Genomic DNA, 11937 nt, shown 5'->3' on the forward strand with positions numbered 1-11937 from the left:
TACATAAAAAAGGTTTTGTGATGGCCAATAATACCACCGGGTTAACCCGAATCATTAAGGCGGCAGGTTACTCCTGGAAAGGATTTCGCGCGGCGTGGATCAACGAGGCCGCGTTTCGTCAGGAAGGCGTCGCCGCCATTGTGGCCGTCGCGATAGCCTGCTGGCTGGACGTCGACGCCATCACCCGCGTATTGCTGATTGGCTCGGTCCTGCTAGTGATGATAGTCGAAATTCTCAACAGCGCGATTGAGGCGGTCGTGGACCGTATTGGCTCGGATTATCATGAGCTTTCAGGGCGCGCCAAAGACATGGGGTCGGCGGCGGTCCTGCTGGCGATTATCATCGCGCTGATCACCTGGGGAACGCTGCTGTGGAGCCATTATCACTAACGTTCTTCGCTAACCCTCGCAAAATATAAACAATCTGCCGATTTTTGTGTGCCATGTGGTTCCAAAATCACCGCTAGCTGTATATACTCACAGCATAACTGTATATACACCCAGGGGGCGGAATGAAAGCGTTAACGACCAGGCAGCAAGAGGTGTTTGATCTCATTCGGGATCATATCAGCCAGACGGGCATGCCGCCGACGCGTGCGGAGATTGCTCAGCGCTTGGGGTTCCGTTCCCCAAACGCGGCGGAAGAACACCTGAAAGCGCTGGCGCGTAAAGGCGCAATCGAGATCGTCTCCGGCGCCTCGCGCGGTATCCGCCTGCTGACGGAAGAAGAGCACGGCCTGCCGCTGATCGGCCGCGTCGCCGCCGGTGAGCCGCTGCTGGCGCAGCAGCATATTGAAGGCCACTATCAGGTCGACCCGTCGATGTTCAAGCCCAACGCCGATTTTCTGCTGCGCGTCAGCGGGATGTCGATGAAAGACATCGGTATTCTGGATGGCGATCTGCTGGCGGTCCACAAAACCCAGGATGTGCGCAATGGCCAGGTGGTGGTAGCGCGCATTGACGATGAAGTGACGGTCAAGCGCCTGAAAAAGCAGGGCAACGTCGTCGAACTGCTGCCAGAAAACAGCGAGTTTACCCCTATCGTTGTCGATCTGCGTCAGCAGAGTTTTACCATTGAGGGTCTGGCCGTTGGCGTGATCCGAAATGGAGAATGGCTGTAGCGCCTGCCCCTGCGCAGCGTCATCTGATGCATGACGCTGCGACGTTTGTCCTCAATCAGGTCCCTGAACATGCTGCTCAACGCTGCCGATAAAGCGCTGTGGCGCCTTGCACTCCCCATGATTTTCTCCAATATCACCGTCCCGCTGCTGGGGCTGGTGGATACCGCAGTGATCGGCCACCTTGACAGCCCGGTATACCTCGGCGGCGTCGCGGTCGGAGCAACGGCCACCAGTTTCCTGTTTATGCTGCTGCTGTTTCTGCGCATGAGCACCACCGGGCTGACCGCTCAGGCCTGGGGGGCCAAAGATCCGCTGCGACTGGCGCGGGCGCTGGTGCAGCCGCTGGTCCTGGCGCTGGGCGCCGGGGTGGTGATTATCCTGTTTCGCCTGCCGTTGATTAACCTCGCCCTGCATATCGTCGGCGGCAGCGAGGCGGTTCTCGAGCAGGCGAGACGGTTTCTCGAAATCCGCTGGCTCAGCGCGCCCGCTTCGCTGGCCAACCTGGTGCTGCTCGGCTGGCTGCTGGGGGTCCAGTACGCCCGGGCGCCGGTAATTTTGCTGGTGGTCGGTAATCTGTTGAATATTGTGCTCGACCTGTGGCTGGTGATGGGCCTGCGGATGAACGTCCAGGGGGCCGCGCTGGCCACGGTCACCGCGGAGTACGCGACCCTGATTATCGGCCTGATGATGGCGAAGCGGGTGCTGACGCTGCGCGGCGTGTCGCTGGCGATGCTGAAAAACGCCTGGCGCGGAGACATGCGCCGTCTGCTGGCGTTGAATCGCGACATCATGCTGCGCTCCCTGCTGCTGCAGCTGTGCTTTGGCGCGCTGACCGTCTTCGGCGCCCGGCTGGGCAGCGATATCGTGGCGGTCAACGCCGTACTGATGACCATGCTGACTTTTACCGCCTACGCGCTGGATGGCTTTGCCTATGCCGTGGAGGCCCACTCCGGCCAGGCCTACGGCGCGCGCGACGGCAGCCAGCTGCTGGAGGTGTGGCGGGCGGCCTGCCGGCAGTCCGGTATGGTGGCGCTGGCGTTTGCCCTGGTTTACAGCCTGGCGGGGGGGCACATCATCGCGCTGTTAACCTCGCTGCCTTCCCTGCAGCAGCTGGCCGATCGCTATCTGATCTGGCAGACGATCCTGCCGGTGGTCGGGGTCTGGTGCTATCTGCTGGACGGCATGTTTATCGGCGCGACGCGCGGCGCGGAGATGCGGAACAGCATGGCGGTCGCCGCGGCCGGCTTCGCCGTGACGCTGCTTACGGTCCCGGTGCTCGGCAATCACGGCCTGTGGCTGCCGCTGGCCGTGTTTCTCGCCCTGCGCGGCCTGTCGCTGGCGCTGATCTGGCGCCGCCACTGGCGACGCGGCACCTGGTTTAGCTAGTTATTGCCGTTCATAACGGCTATCCATGAATTCCCGAGGTTGCGCACCGCTAACCGGGGCAACTCAGTAGCCCGGCTCAGCGTAGCGCAAGCCGGGGAAATCTCCTCAGCCTTATCCATCGGTATGATGGTTAAAAATTCCGAATAACGAATCGGCGCCAGCATTCTCATCTATAGTTAATACCATGTCCGGCACAAAACGGGCTGTAAACCCACCGAATGATGAGGACGTTATCATGAATAAAGACGAAATCGGCGGTAACTGGAAACAGTTGAAAGGTAAAGCCAAGGAACAGTGGGGCAAACTTACCGATGATGATATGACCGTAATCGAAGGGAAGCGCGACCAGCTGGTCGGCAAAATTCAGGAGCGTTACGGCTATGCGAAAGATCAGGCTGAGAAAGAAGTCTCAGACTGGGAGCATAAGAACGACTATCGCTGGTAGCGTTCCTTGATCCGAAGAAAGAAGCATTTGTGTTAGTGCCTGTCTGAATGGCGCAGGGACGCGCCGTTAACCCTTTTTCCCGCTGCGGCTGCCGCTCAGCGGGCTTTCTTTTTGACCTGAATAGTATGATCGTGGTGGCAGTGTCCCGGCGTGCTGCAGGCTTCTACTTCCACGCAGCTCGCGCAGAGGCCGTGGGCTTCAATCACGTTGTGGCGCAGGGCGAAGCCCATTCTGGCCGCCAGCGTATGCATGATATCTTCCACCCCTTCAGCCGCTTCTTCCTTCACCACGCCGCAGCGGTCGCAGATAAACATGGCCGAGCTGTGGGTCGGCTGGTCAAAGAGATGACACAGCACATAGCTGTTGGTCGATTCCACCTTGTGGACAAAACCCTGCTCGAGTAAGAACTCCAGCGCGCGGTAGACCGTCGGGGGCTTTGCCTGCGGCTCTTTCTCGCGCAGCAGATCCAGCAGGTCGTAGGCGCTGATTGCCCCTTGCTGCAGGCTCATCAGGCGCAACACTTCCAGACGCTGTGGGGTCAGGCGTACGCCGCGTTGCGCACACAGCTTTTCAGCATGCGCTAACATCTCTTGCGAAGGGGTCTTATCCATGAGCATCCTCAGGTTGCGTGAAATTGAATCTGTTACTTTATCACGTTCCGCGGAAAACGCCGAGACCCGACGGGTGATGCGGGTCATACTTCAGATTGTCGGTGCCTGCGCCAGTTCCGGGTGCTGGCCGCTGACGCTCGTGGAGGCTGCGCCTTAGCCGGCCGCTAAAACCGCCATGCCCGATTTAATCGCAACACGCCTGACCCAGGTATGCTATATCTGAAGTGTCTCATTTTCGGGAGAAAACGATGAAACGACCTGATTGCATTCGCCACTGGCGCGAACTGGAAGGGCCCGACGATGCCACTTATCCCGACAGCCCGGAGCGTTTTTCCATTGGCGCGCCGCTGGGGCGCGGTTTACGCCTCAACCGGCTGGGGATCCACCACGAGAGACTGCCGCCCGGGCGGCGCACCTCTTACCCGCACGCGGAGAGCGATGAGGAAGAGTTCATCTATGTGCTGGAGGGCTATCCGGAAGTGTGGATAAACGGCTATCTCTGGAAACTGGAGCCGGGGGACAGCGTGGGTTTTCCCGCTGGTACCGGCATCTGCCACACTTTTCTCAATAACACCGAGCAGGAGGTTCGTCTGTTGGTGGTGGGTGAGGCCAACAAAAAGTACAACCGAATTTACTACCCGCTCAATCCTGGCTATGCCGCGACGCGCCAGGATCGCTGGGTTGACCATCCGCCGCAGTTCTTTGGCCCACATGACGGCAAACCGCGGATAAAGTAATCGACACCGGGAAGGGGCGAAGCGCGGCGCACTACGCGCCTGTGGTTTATCTTTATGCTATAGTAGCGCCCCTTTTTACCCGGATGCTTATTTATTCGCCATGATGCCTGAATCAACGTCACCTGTTTTCCCTGCTCATCGCTTCTCCATCGCGCCGATGCTCGACTGGACTGACCGACATTGCCGCTATTTCCTGCGGCTGCTGTCGCGGCATACGCTGCTGTATACCGAAATGGTGACCACCGGGGCGATTATTCATGGCAAAGGCGACTACCTGGCGTATAGCGAAGAAGAGCACCCGGTCGCACTGCAGCTCGGCGGCAGCGACCCGCAGGCCCTGGCGCAGTGCGCGAAGCTGGCCGAGGCGCGCGGCTATGACGAGATCAATCTCAACGTCGGCTGCCCCTCCGATCGCGTGCAGAACGGGATGTTTGGCGCCTGCCTGATGGGTAACGCGCCGCTGGTGGCCGACTGTATCAAAGCGATGCGCGATGTGGTGTCGATCCCGGTCACGGTGAAGACCCGTATCGGCATCGACGACCAGGATAGCTATGAATTCCTCTGTGATTTCATTGAGACGGTCTCCGGCAAGGGCGAATGTGAGATGTTTATTATTCACGCCCGCAAAGCCTGGCTCTCCGGTCTGAGCCCGAAAGAGAACCGCGAGATCCCGCCGCTGGATTACCCCCGCGTCTGGCAGCTGAAGCGTGACTTCCCCCACCTGACGATGGCGATTAACGGCGGTATCAAATCGCTGGATGAAGCCAGAATGCAGCTTGAGCATATGGATGGGGTGATGGTCGGGCGTGAGGCCTATCAGAATCCGGGTATTCTGGCTTCGGTCGACCGGGAGATTTTCGGCGTCGCCGGCGCGGATGCCGATCCGGTGGCCGTCGTGCGGGCCATGTACCCGTATATTGAGCGCGAGCTCAGCAAGGGCACCTATCTGGGCCATATCACCCGTCATATGCTGGGACTGTTTCAGGGTATCCCAGGCGCCCGCCAGTGGCGTCGCTACCTGAGCGAAAATGCGCATAAAGCCGGCGCCGACATTGCGGTGCTGGAGCAGGCCCTGAAGCTGGTGGCCGATAAGCGTTAGTTTCTCACCAAAACCTGGTGAAATTGACCACGCCTCGCACACTATTGCGGGGCGTTTTCTTTTAAATTCAGTTTGTTATTGTTGGCATGTTTTTTGTAATACCTGCAGAGCGACATATTAATGACTGTGGGGAGAGAGCCATGCTGGAACTGTTATTTGTCATCGGATTTTTTGTCATGCTGCTGGTCACCGGCGTATCGCTGTTGGGGATTATCGCCGCCATCGTGGTGGCTACGGCGCTGATGTTCGTCGGCGGTTTGTTTGCTTTAATGATCAAATTGCTGCCGTGGCTGCTGTTGGCGGTGGTGGTGGTGTGGGTTATTCGGGCGCTGAAAACCCCGGAGGGAAACGCTTTTCGCGACAATAACCGTTGGCGTTACTAAGGTATTGAGGGGTGTGTCACAACCTGAACAATTTTGCACAGAACCGCGTAGGCATCGCTACGCAAATCTGTCACTATTAGCGCGTTAACGAATTCATCGCGCTGTACCCTACATACAGCCGAACTAAAAAAAAGTAAGGGCTTCCCAGGTGGAAGCCCTAAACTTTTGTCCTTTTGTCCGCTTACGGCAGCAGCAGACTCGACCCCTGTGTCACCCGGCTCTCCAGAACTTCATGCGCCCTTCGCGCTTCGGTCAGCGGATAGGTCTGACTCTCCGGCACGTCCACTTTGATTACTCCACTGGCGATCAGCGAAAACAGCTCACTGCAGGCTTCAGCCAGCTCTTCCCGGTTGGTGATATAGCCCTGCAGCGATGGGCGGGTGACGTACAGAGAACCTTTCTGATTCAGGATCCCTAGATTAACGCCGGTCACCGGGCCGGAGGAGTTGCCAAAGCTGACCATCAGGCCGCGGCGCTGCAGACAGTCCAGAGAGGCTTCCCAGGTATCTTTCCCTACCGAGTCATAGACTACGGCGACTTTCTTACCGTCGGTGAGCGCTTTGAGCCGCTCCGCGATAGGTTCTTCGCGATAGTTAATCACCTGCCAGGCGCCCGCCGCTTTGGCGCGCTGCGCCTTCTGCGCGCTGCCGACGGTGCCGATAAGTTTCGCCCCCAGCGCTTTCGCCCACTGACAGGCAATCAGCCCCACGCCGCCGGCGGCGGCATGAAACAGGAACATCTCATCAGGCTTAATTTCGTAAGTTTTACGCAACAGATACCAGACCGTTAATCCTTTGAGGAACGACGCGGCGGCCTGTTCGAAAGAGATGGCGTCCGGCAGGACCGCCGCTTTATCGGCCAGCACATTGTGCACCGTGCTGTAGGCGCCGAGCGCCGACTGGGCGTACACCACCCGATCGCCTGCCTTAATGTGCGTCACCCCATGGCCGACTTTACTGACGATGCCGGCCGCCTCGGTGCCCAGACCGCTCGGCAGCGACGGCGGCGGATAGAGGCCGCTGCGAACATAGGTGTCGATATAATTGATGCCGATAGCTTTGTTTTCGACCTGAATTTCATGCTCCGCAGGATCGCGAGGGGTAAACTCAACCGCCTGAAGCACCTCCGGCCCCCCGTGTTTTGAAAATTCGATGCGTGTTGCCATGTTCGCTCCTGTGTTGTTCTGAGATTATCCAGTAAGCTTAACAGCCTGCGGCGGCAGCGACGGATTTTCTTACCCGCCTCAGGCCAGCCATGCTTAATGGGTTCTTTAGCGGCAATGGCTTTCTCGCTATACTGTCACGCTCTTTTCCGTATCGGTGAAATGTTAGGCTATGGCAGGAAATAAACCCTTCAACAAACCACAGACAGAAACCCGCGAACGCGATCCGCAGCTCGCCGGGCTGAAAGTCCCGCCGCACTCGATTGAAGCGGAGCAGTCGGTGTTGGGCGGTTTAATGCTGGATAACGAGCGCTGGGACGACGTTGCCGAACGCGTCGTTGCCGACGACTTTTATACCCGTCCGCATCGTCATATCTTTACCGAGATGGCGCGCCTGCAGGAGTCGGGCAGCCCGATTGACCTGATCACCCTTGCGGAGTCGCTGGAGCGTCAGGGACAGCTGGACAGCGTGGGCGGCTTTGCCTATCTGGCGGAACTGTCCAAAAATACCCCCAGCGCGGCGAACATCAGCGCCTATGCCGACATCGTGCGCGAACGCGCGGTCGTGCGCGAGATGATCTCGGTGGCCAATGAGATCGCCGAGGCCGGCTTCGACCCGCAGGGGCGAACCAGCGAAGATCTGCTCGATCTCGCCGAGTCCCGCGTCTTTAAAATCGCTGAAAGCCGGGCCAATAAAGACGAAGGGCCGAAAAACATCGCCGATGTCCTCGACGCCACCGTCGCCCGTATCGAACAGCTGTTCCAGCAGCCGCATGACGGCGTTACCGGGGTCAACACCGGCTACGACGACCTCAACAAAAAGACCGCCGGCCTGCAGCCGTCGGATCTGATTATCGTCGCCGCCCGTCCGTCGATGGGTAAAACGACCTTCGCGATGAACCTCGTGGAAAACGCAGCGATGCTGCAGGACAAACCGGTACTCATCTTCAGTCTCGAGATGCCCTCCGAGCAGATCATGATGCGTTCTCTGGCCTCGCTGTCGCGCGTCGATCAGACCCGCATTCGTACCGGTCAGCTGGACGATGAAGACTGGGCGCGGATCTCCGGCACCATGGGCATTCTGCTGGAAAAACGTAACATCTATATCGATGACTCCTCCGGCCTGACGCCGACGGAAGTGCGTTCCCGCGCGCGGCGTATCGCCCGCGAGCATGGCGGCATCGGGCTGATTATGATCGACTACCTGCAGCTGATGCGCGTGCCGTCGCTCTCTGACAACCGTACCCTGGAGATCGCCGAAATCTCCCGCTCGCTGAAGGCGCTGGCCAAAGAGCTACAGGTGCCGGTGGTGGCGCTGTCGCAGCTGAACCGCTCACTGGAACAACGTGCCGATAAACGTCCGGTCAACTCCGACCTGCGTGAGTCCGGCTCTATCGAACAGGATGCCGACTTAATCATGTTCATTTACCGTGATGAGGTCTATCACGAGAACAGCGATCTTAAGGGCATCGCGGAAATTATCATTGGTAAACAACGTAACGGCCCGATCGGCACCGTGCGACTGACCTTCAACGGTCAGTGGTCGCGTTTCGATAATTATGCCGGTCCTCAGTATGATGATGAGTAACCCTTCCTCCTTCTTTTATTAAGGAATTCAAATGCAAGCGGCAACTGTAGTTATCAACCGCCGCGCTCTGCGACACAACCTGCAACGTCTGCGTGAACTGGCGCCTGCCAGCAAACTGGTTGCGGTGGTGAAAGCGAACGCCTACGGACACGGTCTTCTTGAGACCGCGCGAACGCTGACCGACGCCGACGCTTTTGGCGTCGCCCGCCTGGAAGAGGCGCTGCGCCTGCGAGCGGGGGGGATCGCGCAGCCGATCCTCCTGCTGGAAGGCTTTTTTGCGGCGGAAGACCTGGCGGTGATCGCCGCTCAGCGTCTGCATACCGCGGTGCATAGCCCCGAACAGCTGGCGGCCCTGGAGCAAGCGGATCTCCCCGAGCCGGTGACCGTGTGGATGAAGCTGGATACCGGCATGCATCGCTTAGGGGTACGTCCGGAGGAAGCCGAGGCGTTTTATCAGCGTCTGAGCCAGTGCAAAAACGTCCGCCAGCCGGTTAACGTGGTGAGCCACTTCGCCCGCGCCGATGAGCCGACCTGCGGCGCCACCGAACGCCAGCTGGATATCTTCACCACCTTTACCGAAGGCAAGCCGGGATTGCGCTCTATTGCCGCCTCGGGCGGTATCCTGCTGTGGCCGCAGTCGCATTTTGACTGGGTGCGTCCGGGCATTATCCTGTATGGCGTGTCGCCGCTGGACGATCGCTCCACCGGGAAAGATTTTGGCTGTCAGCCGGTGATGACCCTGACGTCCAGCCTGATTGCCGTGCGCGAGCATAAAGCAGGGGAGCCCGTCGGCTACGGCGGCACCTGGGTCAGCGAACGCGACACGCGTCTCGGCGTGGTCGCGATGGGCTATGGCGACGGTTATCCGCGCGCCGCGCCGTCGGGCACCCCGGTGCTGGTTAATGGCCGCGAGGTGCCGATTGTCGGCCGGGTGGCGATGGATATGATCTGCGTTGACCTCGGCCCGCAGGCTCAGGATAAAGCCGGCGACGCGGTGGTGCTGTGGGGAGAGGGACTCCCGGTAGAGCGCATCGCCGAGATAACGAAAGTGAGTGCTTACGAACTTATTACGCGACTGACCTCCCGCGTCGCCATGAAATACCTCGACTAAGCCTTGTTCGTACCGGATAGCTCAGACGCTTATCCGGTACGCTATCGGTATAGCCGCGGACAAAAAAGCGGTTTATACCGCTGCGCGGTCACTTTCCCCTCAACATCCTCTCGACCTGCCGTCATATCCGGTTTATTGTGTAAGAACCTGCCCCATGTAAACCTGGAGATACATCTCGTGTTTCAAAAAGTTGACGCCTACGCCGGCGACCCTATTCTTTCTCTGATGGAACGCTTCAAAGAAGACCCGCGAAGCGACAAAGTCAACCTGAGTATCGGGCTGTATTACAACGATGACGGCATTATTCCGCAGCTGCAGGCGGTGGCGGAAGCGGAAGCGCGCCTGAACGCCGAGCCGCACGGCGCCTCGCTGTATCTACCGATGGAAGGGCTGAGCGGCTACCGCCAGGCAATTGCGCCGCTGCTGTTTGGCGCGGAGCATAGCGCGCTTAAGCAAAACCGCATCGCCTCCATTCAGACGGTCGGCGGTTCGGGCGCGCTGAAGGTCGGGGCCGACTTCCTCAAACGCTACTTTCCTGAGTCCCATGTCTGGGTCAGCGACCCGACCTGGGAAAATCACATTGCCATATTTGAAGGGGCTGGCTTCGAAGTAAGTACTTACCCCTGGTTTGATAAAGCCACCAACGGCGTGCGCTTTGAAGCGCTGCTGGCGACGCTGCAAACGCTGCCGGCGCGCGACATTGTGCTGCTGCACCCCTGCTGCCACAACCCGACCGGCGCCGACCTGACGCCGGAACAGTGGGATCGTGTGGTGGAGATCCTGAAAGCGCGTCAGCTGATCCCGTTCCTCGACATCGCCTACCAGGGCTTTGGCGCAGGGCTGGAAGAGGATGCCTACGCCATTCGCGCCATCGCCAGCGCCGGGATGCCGATGCTGGTCAGCAACTCGTTCTCCAAAATTTTCTCCCTGTACGGGGAGCGCGTCGGCGGCCTGTCGGTGGTCTGTGAAGACAGTGAAACCGCAGGCCGCGTGCTGGGCCAACTGAAGGCCACCGTGCGCCGCAACTACTCCAGCCCGCCGAGCTTTGGCGCGCAGGTGGTGGCGACGGTGCTGAACGATGCCGGGCTGAAAGCCACCTGGCAGGCGGAAGTGGACGCCATGCGCGCGCATATCCTGACTATGCGTCAGGCGCTAGTCGACGCGCTGCAGCAGGTTGCCCCGGGCAGCAATGTGGATTACCTGCTCAAGCAGCGCGGGATGTTCAGCTACACCGGCTTCAGTGCGGCGCAGGTGGATCGCCTGCGCGACGAATTTGGCGTCTACCTGATTGCCAGCGGACGCATGTGCGTGGCGGGATTAAACTCACGTAATGTTCAGCAGGTCGCGAAAGCCTTTGCCGCGGTAATGTAAGCCGCTCTCCAGCAGGTTGTCTCTGCCGGTCAACGGGCAGGGGCAACCCCCTCTGATTGTGATCATCCTCTTTTTCTATGACATCTACGCGAAAAAGGCTTTTCATCCCTGTCGCCTGCGGGTAAGGTCGGGGCGTTACTAAGCATGCACATTATTGAAAACAATAATGATTGATAGATTTAGGGATAAATATGCGCAAACTTACTCTCGCCCTTGCGGCGGCTTCTCTCCTGTTCACGCTGAACAGCGCCGTAGTAGCGCGCGCCTCCACGCCACAGCCGCTGTGGGTCGGCACCAACGTGGCCCAGTTGGCCGAGCAGGCGCCGATCCACTGGGTTTCGGTGGCGCAAATTGAGAACAGCCTGCTGGGGCGTCCGCCGATGGCCGTCGGCTTTGATATCGATGACACCGTTCTCTTCTCCAGTCCTGGTTTCTGGCGCGGGCAAAAAACCTTCTCTCCCGGCAGTGAGGATTACCTGAAAAACCCGCAGTTCTGGGAAAAAATGAACAACGGCTGGGACGAATTCAGCATGCCAAAAGAGGTGGCGCGCCAGCTGATTGCCATGCATGTGAAGCGTGGCGACAGCATCTGGTTCGTCACCGGCCGCAGCCAGACCAAAACAGAAACCGTTTCTAAAACCCTGCAGGATGATTTTCTTATCCCCGCCGCCAATATGAACCCAGTGATTTTCGCTGGCGATAAGCCGGGTCAGAATACCAAGACCCAGTGGCTGCAGGCGAAGCAGATAAAGGTTTTCTATGGCGACTCGGATAACGATATTACCGCCGCCCGCGAGGCGGGCGCCCGCGGGATCCGCGTGCTGCGTGCCGCCAACTCCTCCTATAAGCCGCTGCCGATGGCCGGCGCGCTGGGCGAAGAAGTGATCGTCAATTCCGAATACTGACAGGCGCCAGAACGCGATA

General features: G+C 59.0%; 13 protein-coding genes. 11 read left to right on the forward strand and 2 right to left on the reverse strand.

Annotation, left to right across the window (positions count from 1 at the left end):
• Nucleotides 1–20: 20 nt before the first annotated feature.
• The 4 genes from ABLU50_RS18790 to ABLU50_RS18805 all read left to right on the forward strand — a co-directional run bounded on the left by ABLU50_RS18790 (nt 21) and on the right by ABLU50_RS18805 (nt 2951).
• Nucleotides 21–389, forward strand: a complete 369-nt coding sequence (locus tag ABLU50_RS18790) for a diacylglycerol kinase (RefSeq protein ID WP_004206290.1) — start codon at nt 21–23, stop codon at nt 387–389.
• A 122-nt stretch (nt 390–511) separates the two neighbouring features.
• On the forward strand, nt 512–1120 hold the full coding sequence (gene lexA / locus ABLU50_RS18795; protein WP_004206291.1) for a transcriptional repressor LexA: 609 nt from the start codon (nt 512–514) through the stop codon (nt 1118–1120).
• A gap of 69 nt (nt 1121–1189) precedes the next feature.
• Complete coding sequence (dinF, locus tag ABLU50_RS18800; protein WP_087832222.1) at nt 1190–2506, forward strand: MATE family efflux transporter DinF; 1317 nt, start codon at nt 1190–1192, stop codon at nt 2504–2506.
• 235 nt (nt 2507–2741) lie between these two features.
• Entirely contained in the window at nt 2742–2951 is a 210-nt protein-coding gene (locus ABLU50_RS18805; protein WP_004206293.1) for a CsbD family protein, read from the forward strand.
• A 95-nt stretch (nt 2952–3046) separates the two neighbouring features.
• Here ABLU50_RS18805 and zur read toward each other — a convergent pair whose 3' ends face one another.
• Nucleotides 3047–3562 carry a zinc uptake transcriptional repressor Zur gene (zur, locus tag ABLU50_RS18810; RefSeq protein WP_060656818.1) on the reverse strand — a complete coding sequence of 172 codons (516 nt, stop codon included), beginning with the start codon at nt 3560–3562 and terminating at the stop codon, nt 3047–3049.
• A 248-nt stretch (nt 3563–3810) separates the two neighbouring features.
• Between zur and ABLU50_RS18815 the strand changes: the two genes are divergently transcribed.
• From ABLU50_RS18815 to pspG, 3 genes are all read left to right on the forward strand, one after another.
• The gene (locus ABLU50_RS18815) at nt 3811–4299 is read left to right on the forward strand and encodes a cupin domain-containing protein (RefSeq protein WP_004206295.1); all 489 of its coding nucleotides are present in this window, start codon (nt 3811–3813) and stop codon (nt 4297–4299) included.
• A 100-nt stretch (nt 4300–4399) separates the two neighbouring features.
• The gene (gene dusA / locus ABLU50_RS18820; protein WP_048322675.1) at nt 4400–5398 is read left to right on the forward strand and encodes a tRNA dihydrouridine(20/20a) synthase DusA; all 999 of its coding nucleotides are present in this window, start codon (nt 4400–4402) and stop codon (nt 5396–5398) included.
• Between the two features lie 140 nt (nt 5399–5538).
• Nucleotides 5539–5781 (forward strand): envelope stress response protein PspG, encoded by a 243-nt coding sequence (gene pspG, locus ABLU50_RS18825; RefSeq protein ID WP_017900119.1) that lies wholly within the window; start codon nt 5539–5541, stop codon nt 5779–5781.
• 181 nt (nt 5782–5962) lie between these two features.
• Here the strand turns inward: pspG and ABLU50_RS18830 are convergent, their stop codons facing one another.
• Nucleotides 5963–6946, reverse strand: a complete 984-nt coding sequence (locus tag ABLU50_RS18830) for a quinone oxidoreductase (protein WP_004177848.1) — start codon at nt 6944–6946, stop codon at nt 5963–5965.
• Between the two features lie 169 nt (nt 6947–7115).
• On the opposite strand from ABLU50_RS18830, the gene dnaB reads away from it, so the two are divergent.
• The 4 genes from dnaB to aphA all read left to right on the forward strand — a co-directional run bounded on the left by dnaB (nt 7116) and on the right by aphA (nt 11918).
• Nucleotides 7116–8531 (forward strand): replicative DNA helicase, encoded by a 1416-nt coding sequence (dnaB, locus tag ABLU50_RS18835; RefSeq protein ID WP_002884942.1) that lies wholly within the window; start codon nt 7116–7118, stop codon nt 8529–8531.
• A gap of 31 nt (nt 8532–8562) precedes the next feature.
• Nucleotides 8563–9642, forward strand: a complete 1080-nt coding sequence (gene alr, locus ABLU50_RS18840; protein WP_060656820.1) for an alanine racemase — start codon at nt 8563–8565, stop codon at nt 9640–9642.
• A 177-nt stretch (nt 9643–9819) separates the two neighbouring features.
• A complete protein-coding gene (tyrB, locus tag ABLU50_RS18845) occupies nt 9820–11013 on the forward strand; it encodes an aromatic amino acid transaminase (RefSeq protein ID WP_049093102.1) in 1194 nt (397 codons plus the stop codon).
• A 191-nt stretch (nt 11014–11204) separates the two neighbouring features.
• On the forward strand, nt 11205–11918 hold the full coding sequence (aphA, locus tag ABLU50_RS18850; RefSeq protein ID WP_004151745.1) for an acid phosphatase AphA: 714 nt from the start codon (nt 11205–11207) through the stop codon (nt 11916–11918).
• Nucleotides 11919–11937 lie beyond the last annotated feature (19 nt).

This window comes from Klebsiella sp. GG_Kp173, assembly GCF_040062415.1.
Taxonomy (GTDB): domain Bacteria; phylum Pseudomonadota; class Gammaproteobacteria; order Enterobacterales; family Enterobacteriaceae; genus Klebsiella; species Klebsiella quasipneumoniae.

Coding starts and splice junctions, on each gene's coding strand:
- pspG (WP_017900119.1), top strand. CDS start 5,539: ATGCTGGAACTGTTATTTGTCATCGGATTTTTTGTCATGCTGCTGGTC.
- zur (WP_060656818.1), bottom strand. CDS start 3,562: ATGGATAAGACCCCTTCGCAAGAGATGTTAGCGCATGCTGAAAAGCTG.
- alr (WP_060656820.1), top strand. CDS start 8,563: ATGCAAGCGGCAACTGTAGTTATCAACCGCCGCGCTCTGCGACACAAC.
- ABLU50_RS18805 (WP_004206293.1), top strand. CDS start 2,742: ATGAATAAAGACGAAATCGGCGGTAACTGGAAACAGTTGAAAGGTAAA.
- ABLU50_RS18790 (WP_004206290.1), top strand. CDS start 21: ATGGCCAATAATACCACCGGGTTAACCCGAATCATTAAGGCGGCAGGT.
- dinF (WP_087832222.1), top strand. CDS start 1,190: ATGCTGCTCAACGCTGCCGATAAAGCGCTGTGGCGCCTTGCACTCCCC.
- dusA (WP_048322675.1), top strand. CDS start 4,400: ATGATGCCTGAATCAACGTCACCTGTTTTCCCTGCTCATCGCTTCTCC.
- ABLU50_RS18830 (WP_004177848.1), bottom strand. CDS start 6,946: ATGGCAACACGCATCGAATTTTCAAAACACGGGGGGCCGGAGGTGCTT.
- ABLU50_RS18815 (WP_004206295.1), top strand. CDS start 3,811: ATGAAACGACCTGATTGCATTCGCCACTGGCGCGAACTGGAAGGGCCC.
- aphA (WP_004151745.1), top strand. CDS start 11,205: ATGCGCAAACTTACTCTCGCCCTTGCGGCGGCTTCTCTCCTGTTCACG.
- lexA (WP_004206291.1), top strand. CDS start 512: ATGAAAGCGTTAACGACCAGGCAGCAAGAGGTGTTTGATCTCATTCGG.
- dnaB (WP_002884942.1), top strand. CDS start 7,116: ATGGCAGGAAATAAACCCTTCAACAAACCACAGACAGAAACCCGCGAA.